Consider the following 25,711-nt stretch of genomic DNA (forward strand, 5'->3'; position numbering starts at 1 on the left):
TCTAAGTGCAGTGAAGTCAGACCGGAAGGACTGGTGGAGCGCTTAGAAGTGAGAATGCCGGTATGAGTAGCGAAAGACGGGTGAGAATCCCGTCCACCGAATGCCTAAGGTTTCCTGAGGAAGGCTCGTCCGCTCAGGGTTAGTCAGGACCTAAGCCGAGGCCGACAGGCGTAGGCGATGGACAACAGGTTGATATTCCTGTACCACCTCTTTATCGTTTGAGCAATGGAGGGACGCAGAAGGATAGAAGAAGCGTGCGATTGGTTGTGCACGTCCAAGCAGTTAGGCTGATAAGTAGGCAAATCCGCTTATCGTGAAGGCTGAGCTGTGATGGGGAAGCTCCTTATGGAGCGAAGTCTTTGATTCCCCGCTGCCAAGAAAAGCTTCTAGCGAGATAAAAGGTGCCTGTACCGCAAACCGACACAGGTAGGCGAGGAGAGAATCCTAAGGTGTGCGAGAGAACTCTGGTTAAGGAACTCGGCAAAATGACCCCGTAACTTCGGGAGAAGGGGTGCTTTCTTAACGGAAAGCCGCAGTGAATAGGCCCAAGCGACTGTTTAGCAAAAACACAGCTCTCTGCGAAGCCGTAAGGCGAAGTATAGGGGGTGACACCTGCCCGGTGCTGGAAGGTTAAGGAGAGGGGTTAGCGTAAGCGAAGCTCTGAACTGAAGCCCCAGTAAACGGCGGCCGTAACTATAACGGTCCTAAGGTAGCGAAATTCCTTGTCGGGTAAGTTCCGACCCGCACGAAAGGTGTAACGATTTGGGCACTGTCTCAACCAGAGACTCGGTGAAATTATAGTACCTGTGAAGATGCAGGTTACCCGCGACAGGACGGAAAGACCCCGTGGAGCTTTACTGTAGCCTGATATTGAATTTTGGTACAGTTTGTACAGGATAGGCGGGAGCCATTGAAACCGGAGCGCTAGCTTCGGTGGAGGCGCTGGTGGGATACCGCCCTGACTGTATTGAAATTCTAACCTACGGGTCTTATCGACCCGGGAGACAGTGTCAGGTGGGCAGTTTGACTGGGGCGGTCGCCTCCTAAAGTGTAACGGAGGCGCCCAAAGGTTCCCTCAGAATGGTTGGAAATCATTCGTAGAGTGCAAAGGCATAAGGGAGCTTGACTGCGAGACCTACAAGTCGAGCAGGGACGAAAGTCGGGCTTAGTGATCCGGTGGTTCCGCATGGAAGGGCCATCGCTCAACGGATAAAAGCTACCCCGGGGATAACAGGCTTATCTCCCCCAAGAGTCCACATCGACGGGGAGGTTTGGCACCTCGATGTCGGCTCATCGCATCCTGGGGCTGTAGTCGGTCCCAAGGGTTGGGCTGTTCGCCCATTAAAGCGGTACGCGAGCTGGGTTCAGAACGTCGTGAGACAGTTCGGTCCCTATCCGTCGTGGGCGTAGGAAATTTGAGAGGAGCTGTCCTTAGTACGAGAGGACCGGGATGGACGCACCGCTGGTGTACCAGTTGTTCTGCCAAGGGCATAGCTGGGTAGCTATGTGCGGAAGGGATAAGTGCTGAAAGCATCTAAGCATGAAGCCCCCCTCAAGATGAGATTTCCCATAGCGTAAGCTAGTAAGATCCCTGAAAGATGATCAGGTTGATAGGTTCGAGGTGGAAGCATGGTGACATGTGGAGCTGACGAATACTAATAGATCGAGGACTTAACCATATAATATGTAGCAAATGTTATCTAGTTTTGAAGGAATATGCCTTCAATAGTTTGGTGATGATGGCAGAGAGGTCACACCCGTTCCCATACCGAACACGGAAGTTAAGCTCTCTAGCGCCGATGGTAGTTGGGACCTTGTCCCTGTGAGAGTAGGACGTCGCCAAGCAACTAAAAACACAAGTCTTTTGACTTGTGTTTTTTTATTTCCCATGAAATAGGTTAGGTTCTGTTAGTAAAAATGATGAAATATAGTAAGGGATTTTTTGAGCAGAAATATTAAGAAATTGATAAATAAATGGATAATCTTCAGAGCCATAGCTTCCAAGTAAGTCATACCACCAATCTGTTTCATACCTAGAAATCATGCTTAAATTATAGAGCAATAAATAATGAACAAGGAGTTCAGGTAATACTGGCTTAGGATTTCTAGGATCAGTCGTAAGTGGTAAATAATAAGTATTAGTAAGATGTTCATAGTATAAAGGAGTACTGTACATAGGATTCCATGATTGAATGGGCGCCGTAAAAAGTAAATTCGATTCATTAGTTTTCTCAGGTACGTGTCGCATTGATAAATGCTTACAAGATGTTTCAATGTAGCGAGAAAATCTCTCTTTAGTCATATGTAATCGATCTAGTAGGTTGACTGAAAAGGAGAGCTCATTTTTAATTGTTGAATCGATTTTATATAAAGTTGATCCTTTTTGACTATAGCGAAACAAATTTTGTAATTCTGGAATATTTCCCATTAGTTCTAGCATGTTAAATTTTTCTGCTTCTAAGTGTTTCATGTGAAACAGTTGTTCTGCAACATGAGTAAACAATCCGTTTTTTTGTATCTTCACCTCATCTTCTAAAAATTGATACCCTTGTTTTTTTCGTTTGCGAGTTGTAACGCCATGAGCTAAAACAGTAGTGGATTCAGGATAGTTAGGATCAATGGTTAGTAGACATGCTTTAAAAAGTTGACTAATTCCATAAAATAACAACATTGGTTGAATAGAAAATGGAGCTTTCTTATATAATTCATAATAATTTTTCCCGTGTTCTAGGTAATAAATAAAGGGATAACAATTTTCAAAACTTTTTTTTTCGGCATCCTGAATAGAGGATTTTTCATAACAACGGGCAAGATAACGTTGTACATTTTGAGATGAAAAAAAGAAACTTAACTGCTGCCAAGTATAAGATGTTTGATGCATATATTACGCTCCTTTTATTGTCTAAAAATTCTAACATATATATACGTCCTTGACAGTATTTTAACCAATTGATAAGCTACTAATAATAATTTCTGGTATCATAGGGGGAACAATTATGTGGGAATCTAAATTTGTTAAAGAAGGTTTGACTTTTGATGATGTATTACTTGTACCAGCTAGGTCAGATATATTACCAAGAGAAGTAAGTGTTAAAACAGTTTTATCTGAAAGCTTACAGCTAAACATCCCGTTAATTAGTGCAGGAATGGATACAGTAACAGAAGCTGACATGGCTATTGCAATGGCTCGCCAAGGTGGTTTAGGAATTATTCATAAGAATATGTCTATTGAGCAACAAGCAGAGCAAGTTGATAAAGTAAAGCGCTCTGAAAGCGGCGTTATTTCAGATCCTTTCTTCTTAACTCCAGAACATCAAGTATATGATGCAGAACATCTTATGGGAAAATATCGTATCTCAGGTGTACCGGTTGTAAATAATTTAGATGAGCGAAAATTAGTTGGTATTATTACAAACCGTGATATGCGTTTCATCCAAGACTACTCAATCAAAATTTCTGACGTAATGACAAAAGAACAGTTAATTACAGCTCCAGTTGGTACTACACTGGAAGAAGCTGAAAAGATCCTACAAAAGTATAAAATTGAAAAACTCCCTCTTGTTGATAATAACGGTGTATTACAAGGGCTTATTACAATAAAAGATATTGAAAAAGTAATTGAATTTCCAAACTCTGCTAAGGATAAGCAAGGACGCTTATTAGTTGGAGCAGCAGTTGGTGTAACAGCTGATGCTATGCTTCGTATAGATGCATTAGTAAAAGCTAGTGTAGATGCAATTGTACTTGATACAGCCCATGGGCATTCTAAAGGTGTTATTGATAAGGTAAAAGAAGTTCGTGCTAAATATCCATCATTAAATATCATCGCTGGAAATGTTGCTACAGCTGAAGCAACGAAAGCATTAATTGAAGCTGGTGCAAACGTAGTTAAAGTTGGTATTGGACCAGGTTCTATTTGTACAACACGCGTTGTAGCTGGTGTTGGTGTACCACAATTAACAGCAGTTTATGATTGTGCAACCGAAGCTCGTAAACACGGTATTCCAGTTATCGCTGATGGCGGTGTTAAGTACTCTGGTGATATGGTGAAAGCTTTAGCAGCAGGAGCACATGTTGTTATGCTAGGTAGTATGTTTGCTGGTGTTGCCGAAAGTCCTGGAGAAACTGAAATTTACCAAGGTCGTCAATTTAAAGTGTATCGTGGTATGGGTTCTGTCGGTGCGATGGAAAAAGGAAGTAAAGATCGTTACTTCCAAGAAGGAAATAAAAAACTTGTCCCAGAAGGTATCGAAGGACGAGTGCCATATAAAGGACCTTTAGCAGATACAGTTCACCAATTAGTTGGTGGCTTACGTGCGGGTATGGGATATTGCGGGGCACAGGATTTAGAATTCTTACGCGAGAATGCACAATTCATTCGTATGTCAGGTGCTGGCTTACGTGAAAGCCATCCTCATCACGTACAAATTACAAAAGAGGCTCCAAACTACTCATTATAATGTCTTATATACAAATAGACAGAGATTTGATATCTCTGTCTATTTTTTTTTGATTATGTTAGAATAACGGTTATGTGAGTACATAGATATTGGGGGTAACAAAAGTGAAAGGTATGTTTTGCAAAAGATTCATTGCTTTGGTAACAGTGATTACACTAGCTTGTAGCATTTTTATGCCATATAGCAATGCATCAGCTGAAACAGGAGCCGCTTTAAACATTGAAGCAGGTGCGGCAATTTTAGTAGAAGCGAATTCTGGGAAAATTGTATATCAAAAGAATGCAGATGAATTATTATCCATTGCTAGTATGACAAAGATGATGAGTGAATATTTAGTTCATGAAGCAGTGGATAAAGGAAAACTTAAGTGGGACCAGAAAATTAAGGTTTCTGAATATGCATATAAGGTTTCACAAGATGCTTCATTATCAAATGTTGCGTTAGAAAATGGTGGCTCTTATACAGTAAAAGAGTTATATGAGGCAATGGCAATCTTTTCTGCAAATGGTGCAACAATTGCATTAGCAGAAGCAATTGCAGGTAAAGAAGTAGATTTCGTAAAAATGATGAATGATAAATCGAAAGAACTAGGATTGAAAAATTATAAATTTGTCAATTCTACAGGTTTAACGAATAAAGATTTAAAGGGAATGCATCCTGAAGGAACAACAGCGGATGAAGAAAATAAAATGTCTGCAAAGGATGTTGCAACTTTAGCACAACATTTAATTAAAGATTACCCAAAAGTGTTAGATACAGCAAAAATTCCTAAAAAAGAATTCCGTCCAGAAAAAGAGAAGTTTGCAATGTCAAACTGGAACTGGATGTTAAAGGGCTTAGTTAAAGAATATGATGGCGTAGATGGTCTGAAAACAGGCTCAACTCCAGAAGCAGGAGATTGCTTCACTGGTACGGTTGAAAGAAACGGTATGCGTTTTATTTCTGTAGTTATTAAAACAAGTTCTCATACAGCACGTTTTGATGAAACAAAGAAGCTATATGATTATGGATTTGCTAACTTTGAAGTGAAACAAATGTATAAAAAAGGTTCTTCAGTAAAAGGACAAGAAACAGTAAGAGTAGAAAATGCGAAAGATAAAGATGTAGCAGTTCAAACGAAACAAGCTATTTCACTTCCAGTGCCAAAAGGAAGTAAAGATGTTTATAAAACAGAATTAAAAGAATCAAGTAAGGGACAAGAAGCACCTATTAAAAAGGGAGCTGCGCTTGGTCAAATGGTAATTACGCCAAAAGATACAAACGACCCTGGATTTTTAACTGGTAAGTCGTTGCAAGTGGATCTTGTAACAACATCTGAAGTAGAAGAAGCAAACTGGTTTACTCGTGCTATGCGCGGAATTGGTTCATTCTTTAGTGGTATGTGGAATAGTGCTGTTGATACAGTAAAAGGTTGGTTTTAAAAGCTCCTCATGGTAGGGGCTTTTTTTTTATTCCTATTTTTCATACCGACTTTATGAAAAAGTAGTAGACAAGCATCTGATAGTTAGTGGTAGAATGTAAGAGTATTCTTAATTTTCGCCTTTAACGGGGGAAAGCAATTCACCTAGGGGGGTTTTTGTACATGACAAATGTAACAGGGACAGAGCGTGTAAAACGTGGAATGGCAGAAATGCAAAAAGGCGGCGTTATTATGGACGTAATTAACGCTGAACAAGCAAAAATTGCAGAAGAGGCAGGCGCAGTTGCCGTTATGGCATTAGAGCGTGTACCAGCAGACATTCGTGCAGCAGGTGGCGTTTCTCGTATGGCAGACCCAACAATCGTTGAAGAAGTTATGGGTGCAGTGTCAATTCCGGTTATGGCAAAATGCCGTATCGGTCACCTTGTAGAAGCACGTGTATTAGAATCATTAGGGGTAGACTATATCGATGAGAGTGAAGTATTAACTCCTGCTGATGAAGTATACCATTTAAATAAACGTGATTACACAGTTCCATTTGTATGTGGTTGCCGTGATATCGGAGAAGCTGCACGTCGTATTGCAGAAGGTGCATCTATGCTTCGTACAAAAGGTGAACCAGGAACAGGAAACATTGTAGAGGCAGTGCGTCATATGCGCCAAGTCAATGCAGAAATCCGTCAAGTTGCGAGTCTACGTGAAGATGAGTTAATGACATATGCAAAAAATACTGGTGCTCCTTACGAAGTATTACTTGAAATTAAACGTCTTGGTCGCTTACCAGTTGTAAACTTTGCGGCAGGTGGTGTAGCAACACCAGCAGATGCTGCATTAATGATGCAACTTGGTGCTGATGGGGTATTTGTTGGATCTGGTATCTTCAAATCAGAAAACCCAGAGAGATTTGCACGTGCAATCGTTGAAGCAACGACTCATTATGAAGATTACGAACTAATTGCAAGCCTTTCTAAAGGGTTAGGTAATGCAATGAAAGGTATCGAAATTTCAACGTTATTACCAGAACAACGCATGCAAGAGCGTGGATGGTAATTAAAGGAGAACTTTAAAATGGTGAAAATCGGTGTACTAGGTCTTCAAGGTGCAGTTCGTGAACATGTAAAATCAGTTGAAGCAAGTGGTGCCGAAGCTGTTGTTGTAAAGCGTATAGAGCAACTTGAAGAGATTGATGGTCTTATTTTACCAGGCGGTGAAAGTACAACAATGCGCCGTCTTATTGATAAGTATGCTTTCATGGAACCACTTCGCACATTTGCAAAGTCTGGTAAACCAATGTTTGGTACATGTGCAGGGATGATTCTTCTTGCGAAAACACTTATTGGCTATGAAGAAGCACATATTGGTGCTATGGATATTACAGTTGAGCGCAATGCGTTCGGACGCCAAAAGGATAGCTTTGAAGCTGCGCTTTCAATTGAAGGCGTGGGTGAAGACTTCGTTGGTGTATTTATCCGTGCGCCGTATGTTGTAGAAGTAGCTGATAATGTTGAAGTGCTTTCTAAGCATGGTGACCGAATGGTAGCGGTAAGACAAGATCAGTTTTTAGCTGCTTCATTCCATCCGGAATTAACAGATGATCATCGTGTCACAGCATACTTTGTTGAAATGGTAAAAGAAGCGAAAATGAAAAAAGTTGTATAAGTAACTTGCAACTTGTATAAGATTATAGTAAATTGATGGTAACAATTTTATAAAATAAGCGTGTTGATAGGAAATAGTAACAAATGTTGTTTCTTATAGAGAGTCGATGGTTGGTGGAAATCGATAGAAACAGTTTGTGAATCCATCCTGGAATGGAATGTGGAACATCTTTTGGATTAGTAAGCATTCCCGGTGAAGAGCCGTTATTTCTACTTGAGAGGAAAGCGGTAATGCTTTCAACTAGGGTGGCAACGCGGGTTAACTCCCGTCCCTTTATATAGGGACGGGAGTTTTTTGTGTTTTATAAAATAAAAGGAGGAGTATATAATGCTTGATATTAAATTTTTACGTACAAACTTTGAAGAAGTAAAAGCGAAATTACAGCATAGAGGTGAAGATCTAACTGATTTCGGACGTTTTGAAGAACTTGATACGAGAAGAAGAGAACTACTTGTTCAGACAGAAGAATTAAAAAGTAAACGTAATGAAGTGTCTCAACAAATCTCTGTATTAAAGCGCGAAAAGAAAGATGCAGAAGCTCTAATTTTAGAAATGCGTGAGGTTGGAGAAAAAGTAAAGGATTTTGATAACGAACTTCGCACAGTTGAAGAAGACTTAGAAAGATTAATGTTATCTATTCCAAATATCCCTCATGAGTCTGCTCCAGTCGGTGAAACAGAGGATGATAATGTAGTAGCGCGTACTTGGGGAGAAGTGAAAGAATTTACTTTTGAACCAAAACCACATTGGGATCTTGCTACTGATTTAGGAATTTTAGATTTTGAACGCGCTGGGAAAGTAACAGGAAGCCGCTTCGTATTTTACAAAGGTGCTGGTGCAAGATTAGAGCGTGCTTTAATTAGCTTTATGCTTGATCTTCATACTGATGAGCATGGATATGAAGAAGTATTACCTCCATATATGGTAAACCGTGCAAGTATGACAGGAACAGGACAACTTCCAAAGTTTGAAGAAGATGCATTCCGTATTGAAAGTGAAGATTATTTCTTAATTCCAACAGCTGAAGTACCTGTAACGAATATGCATCGTGATGAGATTTTAAATAAAGAGCAATTGCCTATAAGATATGCTGCATTTAGCTCTTGCTTCCGCTCTGAAGCAGGTTCAGCTGGTCGCGATACACGCGGTTTAATTCGCCAGCATCAGTTCAATAAAGTAGAGCTTGTGAAGTTCGTAAAACCAGAAGATTCTTATGAAGAGTTAGAAAAATTAACAAATGATGCAGAACGCGTGTTACAATTATTAGAGTTGCCATATCGCGTTATGAGCATGTGCACAGGCGATTTAGGATTTACAGCAGCGAAGAAATACGATATTGAAGTATGGATTCCAAGCTATGGCACATATCGTGAAATTTCTTCTTGTAGTAATTTTGAAGCTTTCCAAGCGAGACGTGCAAATATCCGTTTCCGCCGTGAGCCAAATGGAAAACCAGAACATGTCCATACATTAAATGGATCTGGTCTTGCAATTGGACGTACGGTTGCAGCTATTTTAGAAAACTACCAACAAGAAGATGGTACAATTATAATTCCAGAAGTTCTTCGCCCTTATATGGGAGGAAAAACAGTTATTAAGTAAATTTAAACATTCATCGGTATGAGTGATTGGTAATTATGAGCGTTGTCAGTACTGTAATGTAGGAAGGGGAAAGTAAAATTTTCCTTTCCTCATAATTTATTTTAGTAGGGTTGACTAACTGTTTTTCTTTTGATATTATATTTGATGTCAATATGGAGGTATACCCAAGTCTGGCTGAAGGGATCGGTCTTGAAAACCGACAGGCGGCGAGAGTCGCGCGGGGGTTCGAATCCCTCTACCTCCTCCAGATATAATTGACAACAGCGCATATAAGTGGAGATTGGAGAACTCGTTACCAACACGTAACGAGTTTTTATTTTAAAACCAATCATAAAGTATGGTGTAAGGTAATTTTGTCCTTATTACACACTCATATTCCGATGATTATCTTCATAGATATGAAAGGAGTCAACATGGATCTTATTATACAAACGTTTCCTTTAGATGGAAAAACTTTATATTATGTACAATGTCCTGTCTGTAAGAACAATAGAATTTTAAACAGTGGTGCAAATGTGTCACGCATTATAAGCGATGATACATTCCGTAAACTTTGTGGTTGCACTTGTGATGTAAAGCAAGCTGAGACAAAAGTAGAGTCACCAAAAAAGGTTGAAAAACCAGCTGTAAAGAAAGAGGCAGCTCCAAAACGTACAGGTAAAGTATTAACGGCAGTAATTAACGGGAAAGAAATGACTGTTAAAGAGATTGCTGAAGCATACGATATTAGTACAAGTACTGTTCGTCAGCGTATTAACGCAGGAAAACCTGAGAGTGAAATTATTGCTCCAACAAAGAAGAAGTAATTTAATAGGAAAACCCGTGCATATGCACGGGTTTTTTATTTTACAAGTTTACGTGTTTGTTTTAAAAAATGGCCAATTTTTTTAATGATTGGTTCGATTGAATCACCATCTTTTAAAATATCGTACTCATTAATATTTAAGCGTAATACAGGACATGAATTAAAGTTGTTAATCCAGTTTTCATAACGTCCATGCATTTCTTTCCAGTACTCAATTGGTGTTTGCTGTTCCATTGGGCGCCCACGTTCTTGAATGCGATCGACAATATCATCGAAAGAACCTTCTAAGTAAATTAATAAGTCTGGATGAGGGAAGTATGGAGTCATGACCATAGCGTCAAATAAACCTTTGTATGTTTCATAATCAGTTTCCGTCATTGTACCTTTTTCATGATGCATCTTTGCGAAAATTCCAGTGTCTTCGTAAATGGAACGATCTTGAACAAAACCGCCACCATATTCAAAAATTCTTTTTTGTTCCTTAAATCGTTCTGCTAAAAAGTACACTTGTAGGTGGAAGCTCCAGCGAGTGAAGTCCGCATAGAATTTGTCCAAATATGGATTGGAATCTACTTTTTCAAATGATGTGCGATAACCTAAAGCATTAGCTAATGCAGTTGTCATAGTTGATTTACCCACACCTACCGTTCCGGCGATAGTGATTACTGCATCATTGGGTATATCATATTTTTGCCTTAAATTCATTATTATTTCGACTCCTTTAAGAGAGTATTTTGAAGGGCAGATAGGATGACGTTTAAATCATCAGGATTTTTTACAAAATCCATATCGTCTCCATTAAATTTCAATACTGGTATCTCCGGATGATCTTTTCTAAAAGTCTCCATTGCTGTTTCATAATCTTTTGTGAGCTGTAGTAAGTAATTTGGATCCATGTTTTTTTCAAATTCTCTTCCGCGCAAGGCGATTCGTTTTTGCAATGTTTCTAGGCTAGCTGTTAAATAAACAATGACATTTGGCACAGGCATATCTTGTGTAAGGATACGATAAATTTGCATGTACTTGTCATATTGAGAGTCTTTTAATGTGCGGGATGCAAAAATTAAATTTTTAAAGATATGGTAATCTGCTACTACTGGTTTCCTTTGATTCAAATACTTTATGTTAATATCTTCTAATTGTTTGTATCTATTACAAAGAAAGAACATCTCTGTTTGAAAACTCCATTCGTCGATGTCTTCATAAAACTTTCCTAAAAAGGGATTTTCATCAACAATCTCTTTTAGTAAGTGGAGTTGCATGTGAGTTGAAATTTCCTTCGCAAGTGAAGTTTTTCCAACACCAATTGGTCCTTCAACCGTGATAAATGGTACTCCGGTCACGCTGTTTCCTCCTTTCAATCAGTGATTTACCGTGACTACTAAAAACACAAAACAGAATTATTGTAGCACAAGAGGGAAGCGAGTGGGTTAATTTGATATAAAAAGTTAGAAAATAGATATATGTATTAATTAAATTTTATTTTGGATGACGATGTTATATTTGCTTTCAATGTAGTTTCCATTATTTTTAAAGCATGTATATTATCTCGGTCGTTGTTAGAGGCGATACAATCCTGTGGTACATACAATTTATAATTTCTCATATGAGCATCATTAGCTGTAAATAGGATGCATATATTCCCGGCAACTCCTGTTAATATTAGATTTTCTATTTTTAAATAACCTAGTAATGAATTTAAAGGTGTTTCATAAAAAGCGGAATAATGTGGTTTAATAAAAATGTAATCATCAGAACTTGGAGCAATCTTATGGATTATATTTTCACTATATTTATTTGTACAATGAGTAATAAGTTGGTCGATATCAGATCTCCAAAGTTGATAATGGTCATTAACGTAAATTATAGGATAGCCGAAGGATTTCATTTTTTTCTTTAATTGTAAAATAGGGTTTGTTATAGTTTCGCATTTTTGAGCTAGAATGGGTCCGTGGGAAAATTGAAAATCATTAATCATATCGATAATGAGCAAGGCGGTATTTTTCATATGTAATCCCTCTCTTTTTCTTTTAGGGTGGATTGAATTTGTAAAAGTTATCCCCTGTGCAGTAAATGGAAATAAGTGTACTTTATTTGTAATGAAAGGACTATGTTATGGAACAAGATCGAGATATTTATTTTATGCAATTAGCGATAGAAGAAGCTAAAAAGGCGGAGGAAATACAGGAAGTACCAATTGGAGCAGTTATAGTGTTAGATGGTGAGGTAATTAGTGTTGCTCATAATTTAAGGGAAACTGAGCAAAGATCAATAGCTCATGCTGAGTTGCTAGCGATAGATGAGGCGTGTAAAAAATTAGGGACATGGCGTTTAGAAGATGCAACATTGTATGTAACATTAGAACCTTGTCCAATGTGTGCGGGTGGAATTGTTTTATCGCGAGTGAAGCGAGTTGTATATGGTGCAAGTGATCCGAAGGGCGGATGTGCAGGGACATTGATGAATCTTTTAACGGATGAACGATTCAATCATCAATGTGAAGTAGTAACTGGTGTACTTGAGGAAGAATGCGGTACGTTGTTAACAAACTTTTTTAGAGAGCTTCGTAAAAAAAGAAAAGCGATAAAAAAATTAGAGAAAAGCAATGGGAACTAACGTATTTGCATTTTATAAAGAAACAAGTTATACTGATAATGCCTTTAATGAAGGCAACCGAATATTGGTTTTAACTTTGCCGTGCTAAGCGGGGAGGTAGCGGTGCCCTATACTCGCAATCCGCTCTAGCGAGGCCGAATCCCCTCTCGAGGTTATGTTGCTGTAAGGTCTGCCTTAAGTAAGTGGTGTTGACGTTTGGGTCCTGCGCAACGGGACCCCGTGAACCTTGTCAGGTCCGGAAGGAAGCAGCAATAAGCGGGTCTTCTCGTGTGCCGCAGGAGTGCCTGAACCGAGCTAACTGCTTGAGTAACGCTTATGGTACGTAATCGACGGAGGGTGCACGGCAGTTATATATGTATACAAAACTCACCTTAATACAAAGGTGAGTTTTTTGTATAGAAAATAACTTTTGGAATCTATAAACAGAATGGGTTATAATAAATGAGATAATAACCTTTGAGGGAGGCCGTATTTTCGTGTCATACCAAGCGTTATACCGAACATGGAGACCGCAAAAGTTCGAAGATGTAGTCGGTCAAAAGCACGTGACAAAAACGTTGCAAAATGCCCTTCTTCAAGAGAAAGTTTCACATGCTTATTTATTTTCTGGTCCGAGGGGAACAGGAAAAACGACAATTGCAAAAGTATTTGCAAAAGCAATTAACTGTGAACATGCTCCGGTAGCTGAACCTTGTAATGAATGTCCTTCTTGTTTAGGAATTACACAAGGATCCATTTCAGATGTATTAGAAATTGATGCGGCTTCAAATAACGGTGTAGATGAAATTCGAGATATTAGAGATAAAGTAAAATATGCTCCAAGTGCTGTAGAATATAAAGTATACATTATTGATGAAGTTCACATGCTTTCTATGGGTGCATTCAATGCGCTTTTAAAAACCTTAGAAGAGCCGCCAGGACATGTTATCTTTATTTTGGCGACAACAGAACCTCATAAGATCCCGCCTACAATTATTTCGCGTTGTCAGCGTTTTGAATTCCGAAAAATATCAGTGAATGATATTGTTGAGAGATTATCAACAGTCGTGACGAATGAAGGTACGCAAGTGGAAGATGAAGCATTACAAATTGTTGCACGTGCTGCTGAAGGTGGTATGCGTGACGCGCTTAGTCTTATTGATCAGGCTATATCTTATAGTGATGAGATTGTTACGACAGAAGATGTATTGGCGGTAACAGGATCTGTTTCTCAGCAATACTTAGGCAATTTAGTAGAATGCATACGTGAAAATGATGTATCAAGAGCATTACAGATCATAGATGAAATGATGAGTAAAGGGAAGGATCCAGTTCGTTTTATGGAGGATTTCATTTACTATTATCGTGATATGCTTTTATATCAAACTTCACCGCAACTAGAACATATGTTGGAACGAGTAATTGTAGATGATCAATTCCGTAAGTTGAGTGAAGAAATGCAACCGGAAGTGATCTATGAGATTATTCATACCCTTAGTAAGGGACAACAGGAAATGAAGTGGACAAATCATCCGCGTATTTTCTTAGAAGTTGTTATGGTGCAGTTGTGTCAACAGTTTATGATGCAAGCAAACGGTACGGATCGTTTGCAAGCAATTATGAACAGGATGCAGCAATTGGAGAAAGAGTTAGAGCAAGTCAAAAAGAACGGTGTGCCAGCTGGTGTACAACAGGAAGTAAGAGAGACACGTGCAACACCAAAACCCGTACGAACAGGAAGTATGAAGATTCCTATCGGGCGTGTAAATGAAGTATTAAAACAAGCGAAGCGTCAAGATTTAGAACAATTAAAAGCTGTATGGGGTGAGTTGTTAGGAAGACTCAAATCATATAACAAAGTAGCGTTTGCTGTTTTACTAGAAAATAGTGAACCAGTGGCAGCTTCAGATGACACTTACGTTTTAGCATTTCAATATGAGATTCACTGTAAAATGGCGAGCGAAAATCGAGAAGCTATGGATACAGTAGAACAAGCTTTATTTGAATTGCTAAGTAAAAGGTTAAATATGATTGCCATTCCAAAAAGTGAATGGGGTAAAATCCGTGAAGACTTTTTACAACGTGAAGGTGGAGAGTCTGAAGAAAGCCCGGAGAAAAAGGAAGACCCTCTTATAGAAGAGGCAGTGAAATTAGTAGGACAAGAACTCATTGAAATAAAAGAGTAATAATAATTAGGAGGAATTAATTATGATGCGTGGCGGAATGGGAAATATGAATAACATGATGAAACAAATGCAAAAGATGCAAAAAGACATGGCGAAAGCACAAGAAGAGCTTGGTGAAAAAACAGTTGAAGGTACAGCTGGCGGCGGAATGATTACAGTTATTGCAAATGGTCACAAGCAAATTCTTGAAGTGAAGATTAAAGAAGAAGTTGTAGATCCAGAAGATATCGAAATGTTACAAGACTTAGTGTTAGCTGCAACAAATGATGCACTTAAAAAGGCCGATGAGCTATCAAACTCTACAATGGGTAAATTTACAAAAGGCTTAAACTTACCAGGTGGAATGTTCTAGGGGGATATTGATACATGCATTATCCAGAGCCAATATCAAAACTAATCGATAGTTTTATGAAGTTGCCAGGTATCGGACCGAAAACAGCGGTTCGATTGGCATTTTTCGTATTAGATATGAAAGAAGATGATGTGTTAGGTTTTGCGAAAGCACTTGTAAATGCGAAGCGAGATTTAGCGTATTGTTCTGTATGTGGACATATTACTGATCGTGATCCTTGTTATATTTGTAATGATTCGCATCGAGATCAATCAGTTGTTTGTGTCGTGCAAGAACCGAAAGATGTAATCGCGATGGAAAAAATGAAAGAGTATCAAGGTGTATATCATGTGTTACGTGGTGCGATTTCTCCTATGGAGGGAATTGGACCGGAAGACATTAATATCCCGCAACTCTTAAAGCGACTACATGATGAAACGGTACAAGAAGTAATATTAGCAACAAACCCTAATATTGAAGGGGAAGCTACAGCGATGTATATCTCCCGCCTCTTAAAACCTACAGGCATTAAAGTAACTCGTATTGCACATGGTCTGCCAGTTGGTGGAGATTTAGAATATGCAGATGAAGTGACACTATCGAAAGCGTTAGAAGGTCGCAGAGAAGTATAAGAGGAGAAACAAAAATGTTCTTTCAAAAAAAGGGTAAATTGCGTAAAGAGTATGATGATAAGTTAATTGTACTTTTGGAAAAAGTGAAGAATGAGTGGTTACGTCAGAAGAGAATGGTTGAACAAAGTGTAGAACCATCTCAAGATGTCATTTGTTCTTTGAAGATAGCAGAGGCGAAATATTTCTTCTTGTTGAAAGAAGCAAAGCGTCGTCCTGTAAAAATGGAACAATGGTAAAGGGTTCTGCTTTCTAAGCAGGCCTTTTTATTTTATTTGTTAAAATGCTGAGGTGTTGTTTCATTTTGTTTATATGAAAGAGATGTCGCTTATGATAACTGTTCTTTTTTATTGTCTTGTCCCATACAAATAGATGTATAGGTCATTCATAAGGAGGAAAAGATGAATTCTACAATTATTATTGTTGGCATTCTTACTTTAGTGTTTATTTTTCTTGTTTTTGGTGTTGCCTCTAAGCCATTGCGTTTTATAGGTAAGGTGATTTTTCATGTTACTTTAGGCATAGCGTTGCTTTTTATCGTAAATGTTGTAGGGACATATTTTGATTTTCATATCCCGATTAACATGGGTACAGCAGCAATAACGAGTTTATTAGGCCTACCGGGTGTGGCAGCATTAGTGATTATTAAGCTTTATATTATGCCAAGATAAAATTATTTTGGCGTTTTTTTTAAAAGTGTTGACTATTAAATGATTAGTATGGTAAATTAATAAGCGTCGTCAGGAACGAAAGAAAAAAGTTGTTGACAGATTTAACGAGAAATGTTAAATTATAAAAGTCGCTGAAACGCGATATTGAACTTTGAAAACTAAACGAAACAAACAACGTGAAACGTCAATTTTTATTTTTAGATGCTAGACAAACTAACTTTATTGGAGAGTTTGATCCTGGCTCAGGATGAACGCTGGCGGCGTGCCTAATACATGCAAGTCGAGCGAATGGATTGAGAGCTTGCTCTCAAGAAGTTAGCGGCGGACGGGTGAGTAACACGTGGGTAACCTGCCCATAAGACTGGGATAACTCCGGGAAACCGGGGCTAATACCGGATAACATTTTGAACTGCATGGTTCGAAATTGAAAGGCGGCTTCGGCTGTCACTTATGGATGGACCCGCGTCGCATTAGCTAGTTGGTGAGGTAACGGCTCACCAAGGCAACGATGCGTAGCCGACCTGAGAGGGTGATCGGCCACACTGGGACTGAGACACGGCCCAGACTCCTACGGGAGGCAGCAGTAGGGAATCTTCCGCAATGGACGAAAGTCTGACGGAGCAACGCCGCGTGAGTGATGAAGGCTTTCGGGTCGTAAAACTCTGTTGTTAGGGAAGAACAAGTGCTAGTTGAATAAGCTGGCACCTTGACGGTACCTAACCAGAAAGCCACGGCTAACTACGTGCCAGCAGCCGCGGTAATACGTAGGTGGCAAGCGTTATCCGGAATTATTGGGCGTAAAGCGCGCGCAGGTGGTTTCTTAAGTCTGATGTGAAAGCCCACGGCTCAACCGTGGAGGGTCATTGGAAACTGGGAGACTTGAGTGCAGAAGAGGAAAGTGGAATTCCATGTGTAGCGGTGAAATGCGTAGAGATATGGAGGAACACCAGTGGCGAAGGCGACTTTCTGGTCTGTAACTGACACTGAGGCGCGAAAGCGTGGGGAGCAAACAGGATTAGATACCCTGGTAGTCCACGCCGTAAACGATGAGTGCTAAGTGTTAGAGGGTTTCCGCCCTTTAGTGCTGAAGTTAACGCATTAAGCACTCCGCCTGGGGAGTACGGCCGCAAGGCTGAAACTCAAAGGAATTGACGGGGGCCCGCACAAGCGGTGGAGCATGTGGTTTAATTCGAAGCAACGCGAAGAACCTTACCAGGTCTTGACATCCTCTGAAAACCCTAGAGATAGGGCTTCTCCTTCGGGAGCAGAGTGACAGGTGGTGCATGGTTGTCGTCAGCTCGTGTCGTGAGATGTTGGGTTAAGTCCCGCAACGAGCGCAACCCTTGATCTTAGTTGCCATCATTAAGTTGGGCACTCTAAGGTGACTGCCGGTGACAAACCGGAGGAAGGTGGGGATGACGTCAAATCATCATGCCCCTTATGACCTGGGCTACACACGTGCTACAATGGACGGTACAAAGAGCTGCAAGACCGCGAGGTGGAGCTAATCTCATAAAACCGTTCTCAGTTCGGATTGTAGGCTGCAACTCGCCTACATGAAGCTGGAATCGCTAGTAATCGCGGATCAGCATGCCGCGGTGAATACGTTCCCGGGCCTTGTACACACCGCCCGTCACACCACGAGAGTTTGTAACACCCGAAGTCGGTGGGGTAACCTTTTTGGAGCCAGCCGCCTAAGGTGGGACAGATGATTGGGGTGAAGTCGTAACAAGGTAGCCGTATCGGAAGGTGCGGCTGGATCACCTCCTTTCTATGGAGAATTGATGAACGCTGTTCATCAATATAAGTTTCCGTGTTTCGTTTTGTTCAGTTTTGAGAGAACTATCTCTCATATATAAATGTATGTTCTTTGAAAACTAGATAACAGTGTAGCTCATATTTTTTTAATTTTAGTTTGGTTAAGTTAGAAAGGGCGCACGGTGGATGCCTTGACACTAGGAGTCGATGAAGGACGGGACTAACGCCGATATGCTTCGGGGAGCTGTAAGTAAGCTTTGATCCGAAGATTTCCGAATGGGGAAACCCACTATACGTAATGGTATGGTATCCTTACCTGAATACATAGGGTATGGAAGACAGACCCAGGGAACTGAAACATCTAAGTACCTGGAGGAAGAGAAAGCAAATGCGATTTCCTGAGTAGCGGCGAGCGAAACGGAACATAGCCCAAACCAAGAGGCTTGCCTCTTGGGGTTGTAGGACATTCTATACGGAGTTACAAAGGAACGAGGTAGACGAAGCGACCTGGAAAGGTCCGTCGTAGAGGGTAACAACCCCGTAGTCGAAACTTCGTTCTCTCTTGAATGTATCCTGAGTACGGCGGAACACGTGAAATTCCGTCGGAATCTGGGAGGACCATCTCCCAAGGCTAAATACTCCCTAGTGATCGATAGTGAACCAGTACCGTGAGGGAAAGGTGAAAAGCACCCCGGAAGGGGAGTGAAAGAGATCCTGAAACCGTGTGCCTACAAATAGTCAGAGCCCGTTAATGGGTGATGGCGTGCCTTTTGTAGAATGAACCGGCGAGTTACGATCCCGTGCAAGGTTAAGCTGAAGAGGCGGAGCCGCAGCGAAAGCGAGTCTGAATAGGGCGTTTAGTACGTGGTCGTAGACCCGAAACCAGGTGATCTACCCATGTCCAGGGTGAAGTTCAGGTAACACTGAATGGAGGCCCGAACCCACGCACGTTGAAAAGTGCGGGGATGAGGTGTGGGTAGCGGAGAAATTCCAATCGAACCTGGAGATAGCTGGTTCTCCCCGAAATAGCTTTAGGGCTAGCCTTAAGTGTAAGAGTCTTGGAGGTAGAGCACTGATTGAACTAGGGGTCCTCATCGGATTACCGAATTCAGTCAAACTCCGAATGCCAATGACTTATCCTTAGGAGTCAGACTGCGAGTGATAAGATCCGTAGTCAAGAGGGAAACAGCCCAGATCGCCAGCTAAGGTCCCAAAGTGTGTATTAAGTGGAAAAGGATGTGGAGTTGCTTAGACAACTAGGATGTTGGCTTAGAAGCAGCCACCATTTAAAGAGTGCGTAATAGCTCACTAGTCGAGTGACTCTGCGCCGAAAATGTACCGGGGCTAAATACACCACCGAAGCTGCGAATTGATACCAATGGTATCAGTGGTAGGGGAGCGTTCTAAGTGCAGTGAAGTCAGACCGGAAGGACTGGTGGAGCGCTTAGAAGTGAGAATGCCGGTATGAGTAGCGAAAGACGGGTGAGAATCCCGTCCACCGAATGCCTAAGGTTTCCTGAGGAAGGCTCGTCCGCTCAGGGTTAGTCAGGACCTAAGCCGAGGCCGACAGGCGTAGGCGATGGACAACAGGTTGATATTCCTGTACCACCTCTTTATCGTTTGAGCAATGGAGGGACGCAGAAGGATAGAAGAAGCGTGCGATTGGTTGTGCACGTCCAAGCAGTTAGGCTGATAAGTAGGCAAATCCGCTTATCGTGAAGGCTGAGCTGTGATGGGGAAGCTCCTTATGGAGCGAAGTCTTTGATTCCCCGCTGCCAAGAAAAGCTTCTAGCGAGATAAAAGGTGCCTGTACCGCAAACCGACACAGGTAGGCGAGGAGAGAATCCTAAGGTGTGCGAGAGAACTCTGGTTAAGGAACTCGGCAAAATGACCCCGTAACTTCGGGAGAAGGGGTGCTTTCTTAACGGAAAGCCGCAGTGAATAGGCCCAAGCGACTGTTTAGCAAAAACACAGCTCTCTGCGAAGCCGTAAGGCGAAGTATAGGGGGTGACACCTGCCCGGTGCTGGAAGGTTAAGGAGAGGGGTTAGCGTAAGCGAAGCTCTGAACTGAAGCCCCAGTAAACGGCGGCCGTAACTATAACGGTCCTAAGGTAGCGAAATTCCTTGTCGGGTAAGTTCCGACCCGCACGAAAGGTGTAACGATTTGGGCACTGTCTCAACCAGAGACTCGGTGAAATTATAGTACCTGTGAAGATGCAGGTTACCCGCGACAGGACGGAAAGACCCCGTGGAGCTTTACTGTAGCCTGATATTGAATTTTGGTACAGTTTGTACAGGATAGGCGGGAGCCATTGAAACCGGAGCGCTAGCTTCGGTGGAGGCGCTGGTGGGATACCGCCCTGACTGTATTGAAATTCTAACCTACGGGTCTTATCGACCCGGGAGACAGTGTCAGGTGGGCAGTTTGACTGGGGCGGTCGCCTCCTAAAGTGTAACGGAGGCGCCCAAAGGTTCCCTCAGAATGGTTGGAAATCATTCGTAGAGTGCAAAGGCATAAGGGAGCTTGACTGCGAGACCTACAAGTCGAGCAGGGACGAAAGTCGGGCTTAGTGATCCGGTGGTTCCGCATGGAAGGGCCATCGCTCAACGGATAAAAGCTACCCCGGGGATAACAGGCTTATCTCCCCCAAGAGTCCACATCGACGGGGAGGTTTGGCACCTCGATGTCGGCTCATCGCATCCTGGGGCTGTAGTCGGTCCCAAGGGTTGGGCTGTTCGCCCATTAAAGCGGTACGCGAGCTGGGTTCAGAACGTCGTGAGACAGTTCGGTCCCTATCCGTCGTGGGCGTAGGAAATTTGAGAGGAGCTGTCCTTAGTACGAGAGGACCGGGATGGACGCACCGCTGGTGTACCAGTTGTTCTGCCAAGGGCATAGCTGGGTAGCTATGTGCGGAAGGGATAAGTGCTGAAAGCATCTAAGCATGAAGCCCCCCTCAAGATGAGATTTCCCATAGCGTAAGCTAGTAAGATCCCTGAAAGATGATCAGGTTGATAGGTTCGAGGTGGAAGCATGGTGACATGTGGAGCTGACGAATACTAATAGATCGAGGACTTAACCATATAATATGTAGCAAATGTTATCTAGTTTTGAAGGAATATGCCTTCAATAGTTTGGTGATGATGGCAGAGAGGTCACACCCGTTCCCATACCGAACACGGAAGTTAAGCTCTCTAGCGCCGATGGTAGTTGGGACCTTGTCCCTGTGAGAGTAGGACGTCGCCAAGCAACTAAAACACGAGTCATTTGACTCGTGTTTTTTTGTATTGTTAAAAAGAATGGGAAAGAAGTAATGGTAATACAAACACGTTGCCCAAGAGTTAATCATATTATATAAGAGATGGGTGTATATTTTTCTGGAAATTGTTAAGGATTAGAAGTATAAAATAGGTTCACTTAAATAGGGAGGGAAGGTTATGAAATTACAAAGTGAAGTTTGTATTGTTTGTGAGACAAAAAGAAAAGAAGGTATATATATTTATAATAATTTAATATGTTATGAATGTGAAAAGGATATGGTGAACACAGAGACAGATGATCCAAAATATATACATTATTTAAAGCAACTTCGAAAATTAGAAGTATCATATTTTTAAATAGGCATATGCCTATTATTTTTTTTGTTCTGTATAATAGATGGAGAATGAATTATAAGGAAGAGATGTAGATGAATCAAAATCATATGCCTTTATATGAGGCGTTAATAGAGTTTAAAGAAAGAGGGTCGTTATCTTTTCATGTTCCAGGTCATAAGAATGGTTTAAACTTCCCTCAGAAGGCAATAAGAGAGTTTAAAGATATTCTATCTATTGATGTAACTGAGTTAGCAGGACTGGATGATTTGCATAGTCCGTTTGAATGTATAGATGAGGCACAACAATTATTGACTGAAGTGTATGATACAAAGAGAAGTTATTTTTTAATTAATGGTTCAACAGTCGGGAACTTAGCAATGATTTTGTCTTGTTGCAGGGAACATGATATTGTTCTTGTACAAAGAAATTGTCATAAATCAATTATTAATGGTTTAAAACTAGTGGGAGCAAATCCCATTTTTTTAGATCCATGGATTGATGAAGCTTATAACGTACCAGTGGGAGTTCGTAATGAAATTATTAAGAAAGCAATTGGAAAATATCCAAATGCGAAAGCACTCATTTTAACGCATCCTAATTATTATGGTATGGGGATGGATTTAGAGGCAAGCATCGCTTTTGCACATGCACATAAAATCCCTGTTTTGGTAGATGAGGCACATGGGGCACATCTTTGTTTGGGAGAACCATTCCCAAAATCAGCGTTAACATATGGTGCAGATATTGTAGTTCATTCTGCACATAAAACATTACCTGCAATGACAATGGGTTCCTATTTACATATAAATGGTCACTTAGTAGACGAAGAGAAGGTTACTACTTATTTAAGTATGCTACAATCTAGTAGTCCATCGTATCCAATTATGGCTTCCTTGGATATAGCACGCTTTACAATGGCGCGTATAAAAGAAGAAGGACATGGTGAAATTGTTGAGTTTTTACGGAGATTTAAGGAACAGTTACGTTCTATTCCACAAATCGCCATTTTAGAATATCCGTTGCAAGACGAGCTAAAGGTTACCGTACAAACTCGTTGTCAGTTATCAGGGTACGAATTACAGTCCGTATTTGAAAATGTCGGTATATATACAGAGATGGCTGATCCGTACAATGTCCTATTTATTTTACCCCTGCAAGTAAATGAGGAGTATATGAAGGTTATAGAGATGATCCGAGTAGCATTGCAACATTATGACGTGAAAGACAAGAGGGAATCTATTCGTTATACTTATAAAGGTGAATTCTCTCCTTTGCCGTATACGTATAAACAACTAGAAGGATATGGAACAAAGATAGTATCTATAGAAGAGGCTGTTGGAATGATAGCGGCGGAAATGGTAATTCCGTATCCACCTGGAATTCCATTGGTTATGTATGGAGAGAGAATTACTTCAGAGCATAAAGAGCAAATTATGTATTTAGAGAGAGCAGGAGCTCGTTTTCAAGGTAATACGAAATATATGAAAGTGTATGATATAGAAAGTAGGTTTTAGGATGAAGGGATTATTTGTAACAATTGAGGGTCCAGAAGGTTCAGGTAAAACAACGTTAATTAAAAGCTTATTACCATATTTTGAACAAAAAGCACAAAAGGTAATGGCGACAAGGGAACCAGGTGGTATTGCAATTTCTGAGGACATTAGGACGATTTTACATAAACAAGAATATACGATGATGGAAGCACGTACAGAAGCGCTTCTTTATGCTGCTGCGCGCAGACAGCATTTAGTAGAAAAAGTTATGCCAGCACTTAATGAGAACTATCTCGTGCTATGTGATCGTTTTATAGATAGTTCTTTAGCATATCAAGGCTATGCAAGAGGGTTGGGTATGGATAAGGTATTTGAAATAAATCGTTTCGCAACAGAGGACTGTATGCCTAGTTTAACAATTTATCTAGACATTGAGCCTGAGGTTGGTTTGGCTCGAATTGAAAAAGATGCAGGACGTGAAGTAAATCGACTAGATATGGAAGATATCTCTTTCCATAAACGTGTGCGCGAAGGGTATTTACAAGTTGTAGAACGTTTCTCGGATCGTATTGTATTGGTAAATGCTGATCAGCCGATGGAAAAACTTATAGAAGAAGTTGTTCAGATTATAGAAGATAAATTGTTATAATAGAAGGAAAGAATGAAATAAGTGAGGTATGCATTATGATGAAGACGTGGGAGCAGCTTTCTGCTATACAACCCATCGGTGTAAAAATGTTGATGAATAGCATTGCAAAAGAGCGTATATCCCACGCTTACTTGTTAGAGGGAGGGAAAGGTACGGGAAAGTTTGCGACAGCAATTCAAATGGCAAAGAGTTTCCTCTGTTCTCAGCGGAATGGAGTAGAGCCCTGCCATGTATGCACAAATTGTAAGCGAATTGATTCAGGTAACCACCCTAACTTACATATTGTAAAACCAGACGGATTATCTATTAAGAAGCAGCAAATTCATGATTTACAAGAAGAGTTTTCAAAAACAGGATTAGAGGCAAATAAAAAATTATATATTATTGAGCACGCAGATCGTATGACAGCAAATGCGGCAAATACACTTTTGAAATTTTTAGAAGAACCAAGTAGTGATACAACCGCTATTTTACTTACTGAACAAAGTCATCAAATTTTAAATACGATTTTATCTCGCTGCCAAGTTGTTACGTTTAGACCGTTACCTACGGAATCTTTAATTAGAAGATTACAGGAAGAAGGTATTACAGCATCTTTATCGACACTTGCTGCTCAACTCACAAATAGTTTTGATGAAGCTTTAGCTTTATGTAGTGATGAATGGTTTGCACAAGCACGAGCTTTAGTGATAAAATTATGTGAAGCGCTCGAAAAAGATAAAACCTCTATTTTTTTTGTACAAGAAAAATGGGGAAAACACTTTGGAGAGAAAGAACAATTACAACAAGGTTTAGATATGTTACTCCTTATTTATAAGGATTTACTATATGTTCAACTTGGAGAAGAAGATCGTCTTGTTTTTCATGAGCAGAAAGAGATGTTTGAATCGTTTTCCTATGCTCAGAAGCGCATTGTATCAGCTCTCTTTAATATATTAGAGGCAAAAAATAGAATCAACGCTAATGTAAATGCGCAGCTTGTGTTCGAACAGTTAGTGTTGCGGTTGCAGGAGGGATGACCGTTTTGTATGATGTAGTAGGTGTTCGCTTTAAGAAGGCCGGAAAGGTATATTACTTTGATCCAAATCAGTTCGATATCTCTGAAAATGAGTTTGTCATTGTAGAAACGGTAAGAGGTATTGAATACGGAAAAGTAGTTATTACCAAAAAGCAAGTTGATGAAAACGACGTTGTATTACCGCTAAAAAAGGTTATTCGTATTGCAAATGAAAATGATCGTACCATTGTTGAAGAGAACAAACATGCTGCAAAAGAAGCATATCAAGTCTGTCAACAAAAGGTAGTAGAGCATAATCTTGATATGAAACTTGTAGATGTAGAGTATACATTCGATCGTAATAAGATTATTTTCTATTTTACTGCGGATGGTCGGATCGATTTCCGCGAACTAGTGAAGGACTTAGCGGCAATTTTTAGAACAAGAATTGAACTAAGACAAATTGGTGTTCGTGATGAAGCGAAGATGCTAGGTGGTATTGGTCCATGTGGTCGTATGCTTTGTTGTTCTACTTTTTTAGGAGATTTTGAACCTGTATCCATCAAAATGGCAAAGGATCAAAATTTATCATTAAATCCTGCAAAAATCTCTGGTTTATGTGGTCGCTTAATGTGTTGCTTAAAATATGAGAATGATGAATATGAGGCAGCAAAGGAACAACTTCCTGATTTAGATCAACGTATACAAACCCCGCATGGTACTGGCCGTGTTATCGGATTAAATATTTTAGAAAGATTAATTCAAGTGGAACTAGTAGACAAGGAACGGATAGTAGAATATACGTTAGATGAGTTAGTGAATAAAGGGGTCGTTTCGAGTCAAACCACAGATTAATGAGGTG

21 protein-coding genes, 1 tRNA gene, 5 rRNA genes, 1 other RNA gene and 1 other annotated feature (1 of these 29 running past the window's edge) are annotated in these 25,711 nt (G+C 40.4%); of the genes, 24 read left to right on the forward strand and 4 right to left on the reverse strand.

The window, feature by feature from the left end; all coding sequences use genetic code 11:
• Both AC0ONG_RS26295 and rrf (AC0ONG_RS26300) read left to right on the forward strand, forming a co-directional pair.
• Positions 1-1,679, forward strand: a 23S ribosomal RNA gene (locus AC0ONG_RS26295); it begins 1,243 nt to the left of the window's first position.
• A 50-nt stretch (positions 1,680-1,729) separates the two neighbouring features.
• Positions 1,730-1,845, forward strand: a 5S ribosomal RNA gene (gene rrf, locus AC0ONG_RS26300).
• Positions 1,846-1,879: 34 nt separating this feature from the next.
• Here the strand turns inward: rrf (AC0ONG_RS26300) and AC0ONG_RS26305 are convergent.
• On the reverse strand, positions 1,880-2,881 hold the full coding sequence (locus AC0ONG_RS26305) for a YaaC family protein (RefSeq protein ID WP_000554297.1): 1,002 nt from the start codon (positions 2,879-2,881) through the stop codon (positions 1,880-1,882).
• Between the two features lie 115 nt (positions 2,882-2,996).
• Here AC0ONG_RS26305 and guaB point away from each other — a divergent pair, with 115 nt between their 5' ends.
• The 7 genes from guaB to AC0ONG_RS26340 all read left to right on the forward strand — a co-directional run bounded on the left by guaB (position 2,997) and on the right by AC0ONG_RS26340 (position 9,947).
• Positions 2,997-4,460 (forward strand): IMP dehydrogenase, encoded by a 1,464-nt coding sequence (gene guaB / locus AC0ONG_RS26310; RefSeq protein WP_000264089.1) that lies wholly within the window; start codon positions 2,997-2,999, stop codon positions 4,458-4,460.
• A 113-nt stretch (positions 4,461-4,573) separates the two neighbouring features.
• A complete protein-coding gene (gene dacA / locus AC0ONG_RS26315; protein WP_127057751.1) occupies positions 4,574-5,881 on the forward strand; it encodes a D-alanyl-D-alanine carboxypeptidase DacA in 1,308 nt (435 codons plus the stop codon).
• Between the two features lie 161 nt (positions 5,882-6,042).
• Entirely contained in the window at positions 6,043-6,930 is an 888-nt protein-coding gene (gene pdxS, locus AC0ONG_RS26320; RefSeq protein ID WP_000186158.1) for a pyridoxal 5'-phosphate synthase lyase subunit PdxS, read from the forward strand.
• Between the two features lie 18 nt (positions 6,931-6,948).
• Positions 6,949-7,539 (forward strand): pyridoxal 5'-phosphate synthase glutaminase subunit PdxT, encoded by a 591-nt coding sequence (pdxT, locus tag AC0ONG_RS26325; RefSeq protein WP_000238785.1) that lies wholly within the window; start codon positions 6,949-6,951, stop codon positions 7,537-7,539.
• A 54-nt stretch (positions 7,540-7,593) separates the two neighbouring features.
• Positions 7,594-7,815, forward strand: a binding site (T-box leader).
• A 51-nt stretch (positions 7,816-7,866) separates the two neighbouring features.
• Entirely contained in the window at positions 7,867-9,141 is a 1,275-nt protein-coding gene (gene serS / locus AC0ONG_RS26330) for a serine--tRNA ligase (protein WP_000884174.1), read from the forward strand.
• A gap of 154 nt (positions 9,142-9,295) precedes the next feature.
• A tRNA-Ser gene (locus AC0ONG_RS26335) sits at positions 9,296-9,388 on the forward strand.
• Between the two features lie 166 nt (positions 9,389-9,554).
• Positions 9,555-9,947: a sigma factor-like helix-turn-helix DNA-binding protein gene (locus AC0ONG_RS26340; RefSeq protein WP_136996811.1), complete on the forward strand. Its 393-nt coding sequence runs from the start codon at positions 9,555-9,557 to the stop codon at positions 9,945-9,947.
• 35 nt (positions 9,948-9,982) lie between these two features.
• Here AC0ONG_RS26340 and AC0ONG_RS26345 read toward each other — a convergent pair whose 3' ends face one another.
• From AC0ONG_RS26345 to AC0ONG_RS26355, 3 genes are all read right to left on the reverse strand, one after another.
• The gene (locus tag AC0ONG_RS26345; RefSeq protein ID WP_001053585.1) at positions 9,983-10,651 is read right to left on the reverse strand and encodes a deoxynucleoside kinase; all 669 of its coding nucleotides are present in this window, start codon (positions 10,649-10,651) and stop codon (positions 9,983-9,985) included.
• 2 nt (positions 10,652-10,653) lie between these two features.
• Positions 10,654-11,289 (reverse strand): deoxynucleoside kinase, encoded by a 636-nt coding sequence (locus tag AC0ONG_RS26350; protein WP_136996808.1) that lies wholly within the window; start codon positions 11,287-11,289, stop codon positions 10,654-10,656.
• Between the two features lie 125 nt (positions 11,290-11,414).
• Positions 11,415-11,954: a cysteine hydrolase family protein gene (locus AC0ONG_RS26355; protein WP_136996805.1), complete on the reverse strand. Its 540-nt coding sequence runs from the start codon at positions 11,952-11,954 to the stop codon at positions 11,415-11,417.
• Between the two features lie 107 nt (positions 11,955-12,061).
• Between AC0ONG_RS26355 and tadA the strand changes: the two genes are divergently transcribed.
• The 15 genes from tadA to AC0ONG_RS26430 all read left to right on the forward strand — a co-directional run bounded on the left by tadA (position 12,062) and on the right by AC0ONG_RS26430 (position 25,704).
• Positions 12,062-12,562: a tRNA adenosine(34) deaminase TadA gene (tadA, locus tag AC0ONG_RS26360; protein WP_000434339.1), complete on the forward strand. Its 501-nt coding sequence runs from the start codon at positions 12,062-12,064 to the stop codon at positions 12,560-12,562.
• Between the two features lie 79 nt (positions 12,563-12,641).
• An RNA gene (gene ffs, locus AC0ONG_RS26365) (signal recognition particle sRNA large type) lies at positions 12,642-12,906 on the forward strand.
• A 132-nt stretch (positions 12,907-13,038) separates the two neighbouring features.
• Positions 13,039-14,727 (forward strand): DNA polymerase III subunit gamma/tau, encoded by a 1,689-nt coding sequence (gene dnaX / locus AC0ONG_RS26370; RefSeq protein WP_000121560.1) that lies wholly within the window; start codon positions 13,039-13,041, stop codon positions 14,725-14,727.
• A 25-nt stretch (positions 14,728-14,752) separates the two neighbouring features.
• Positions 14,753-15,079: a YbaB/EbfC family nucleoid-associated protein gene (locus AC0ONG_RS26375; protein WP_014894853.1), complete on the forward strand. Its 327-nt coding sequence runs from the start codon at positions 14,753-14,755 to the stop codon at positions 15,077-15,079.
• A gap of 14 nt (positions 15,080-15,093) precedes the next feature.
• A complete protein-coding gene (gene recR, locus AC0ONG_RS26380; RefSeq protein ID WP_000559169.1) occupies positions 15,094-15,690 on the forward strand; it encodes a recombination protein RecR in 597 nt (198 codons plus the stop codon).
• Between the two features lie 14 nt (positions 15,691-15,704).
• On the forward strand, positions 15,705-15,926 hold the full coding sequence (locus tag AC0ONG_RS26385; protein WP_000466019.1) for a YaaL family protein: 222 nt from the start codon (positions 15,705-15,707) through the stop codon (positions 15,924-15,926).
• A gap of 162 nt (positions 15,927-16,088) precedes the next feature.
• Positions 16,089-16,358, forward strand: a complete 270-nt coding sequence (locus AC0ONG_RS26390) for a pro-sigmaK processing inhibitor BofA family protein (protein ID WP_001089273.1) — start codon at positions 16,089-16,091, stop codon at positions 16,356-16,358.
• Between the two features lie 219 nt (positions 16,359-16,577).
• A 16S ribosomal RNA gene (locus tag AC0ONG_RS26395) occupies positions 16,578-18,129 on the forward strand.
• Positions 18,130-18,275: 146 nt separating this feature from the next.
• Positions 18,276-21,197 (forward strand): 23S ribosomal RNA (locus tag AC0ONG_RS26400).
• Positions 21,198-21,247: 50 nt separating this feature from the next.
• Positions 21,248-21,363: ribosomal RNA gene (rrf, locus tag AC0ONG_RS26405) — 5S ribosomal RNA — on the forward strand.
• The 16S, 23S and 5S rRNA genes sit together here, the layout of an rRNA operon.
• Before the next feature lie 188 nt (positions 21,364-21,551).
• Complete coding sequence (locus AC0ONG_RS26410; protein ID WP_136997333.1) at positions 21,552-21,731, forward strand: sigma factor G inhibitor Gin; 180 nt, start codon at positions 21,552-21,554, stop codon at positions 21,729-21,731.
• A gap of 71 nt (positions 21,732-21,802) precedes the next feature.
• A complete protein-coding gene (locus AC0ONG_RS26415) occupies positions 21,803-23,224 on the forward strand; it encodes an aminotransferase class I/II-fold pyridoxal phosphate-dependent enzyme (RefSeq protein WP_136997331.1) in 1,422 nt (473 codons plus the stop codon).
• A 1-nt stretch (position 23,225) separates the two neighbouring features.
• Complete coding sequence (gene tmk / locus AC0ONG_RS26420; RefSeq protein ID WP_000677218.1) at positions 23,226-23,852, forward strand: dTMP kinase; 627 nt, start codon at positions 23,226-23,228, stop codon at positions 23,850-23,852.
• 35 nt (positions 23,853-23,887) lie between these two features.
• A complete protein-coding gene (holB, locus tag AC0ONG_RS26425; RefSeq protein WP_000978578.1) occupies positions 23,888-24,871 on the forward strand; it encodes a DNA polymerase III subunit delta' in 984 nt (327 codons plus the stop codon).
• 5 nt (positions 24,872-24,876) lie between these two features.
• Complete coding sequence (locus tag AC0ONG_RS26430; protein ID WP_000272429.1) at positions 24,877-25,704, forward strand: PSP1 domain-containing protein; 828 nt, start codon at positions 24,877-24,879, stop codon at positions 25,702-25,704.
• Positions 25,705-25,711: the final 7 nt, after the last annotated feature.

The organism is Bacillus sp. TCT6, assembly GCF_056033845.1.

Bases quoted from the DNA above. Each gene is read 5' to 3' on its own strand.
- AC0ONG_RS26415 (WP_136997331.1), top strand. From the start codon at position 21,803: ATGAATCAAAATCATATGCCTTTATATGAGGCGTTAATAGAGTTTAAA.
- pdxT (WP_000238785.1), top strand. From the start codon at position 6,949: ATGGTGAAAATCGGTGTACTAGGTCTTCAAGGTGCAGTTCGTGAACAT.
- AC0ONG_RS26385 (WP_000466019.1), top strand. From the start codon at position 15,705: ATGTTCTTTCAAAAAAAGGGTAAATTGCGTAAAGAGTATGATGATAAG.
- tadA (WP_000434339.1), top strand. From the start codon at position 12,062: ATGGAACAAGATCGAGATATTTATTTTATGCAATTAGCGATAGAAGAA.
- AC0ONG_RS26340 (WP_136996811.1), top strand. From the start codon at position 9,555: ATGGATCTTATTATACAAACGTTTCCTTTAGATGGAAAAACTTTATAT.
- AC0ONG_RS26390 (WP_001089273.1), top strand. From the start codon at position 16,089: ATGAATTCTACAATTATTATTGTTGGCATTCTTACTTTAGTGTTTATT.
- dacA (WP_127057751.1), top strand. From the start codon at position 4,574: ATGTTTTGCAAAAGATTCATTGCTTTGGTAACAGTGATTACACTAGCT.
- AC0ONG_RS26305 (WP_000554297.1), bottom strand. From the start codon at position 2,881: ATGCATCAAACATCTTATACTTGGCAGCAGTTAAGTTTCTTTTTTTCA.
- AC0ONG_RS26355 (WP_136996805.1), bottom strand. From the start codon at position 11,954: ATGAAAAATACCGCCTTGCTCATTATCGATATGATTAATGATTTTCAA.
- serS (WP_000884174.1), top strand. From the start codon at position 7,867: ATGCTTGATATTAAATTTTTACGTACAAACTTTGAAGAAGTAAAAGCG.
- recR (WP_000559169.1), top strand. From the start codon at position 15,094: ATGCATTATCCAGAGCCAATATCAAAACTAATCGATAGTTTTATGAAG.
- AC0ONG_RS26410 (WP_136997333.1), top strand. From the start codon at position 21,552: ATGAAATTACAAAGTGAAGTTTGTATTGTTTGTGAGACAAAAAGAAAA.
- holB (WP_000978578.1), top strand. From the start codon at position 23,888: ATGATGAAGACGTGGGAGCAGCTTTCTGCTATACAACCCATCGGTGTA.
- AC0ONG_RS26345 (WP_001053585.1), bottom strand. From the start codon at position 10,651: ATGAATTTAAGGCAAAAATATGATATACCCAATGATGCAGTAATCACT.
- tmk (WP_000677218.1), top strand. From the start codon at position 23,226: ATGAAGGGATTATTTGTAACAATTGAGGGTCCAGAAGGTTCAGGTAAA.
- AC0ONG_RS26375 (WP_014894853.1), top strand. From the start codon at position 14,753: ATGCGTGGCGGAATGGGAAATATGAATAACATGATGAAACAAATGCAA.
- guaB (WP_000264089.1), top strand. From the start codon at position 2,997: ATGTGGGAATCTAAATTTGTTAAAGAAGGTTTGACTTTTGATGATGTA.
- pdxS (WP_000186158.1), top strand. From the start codon at position 6,043: ATGACAAATGTAACAGGGACAGAGCGTGTAAAACGTGGAATGGCAGAA.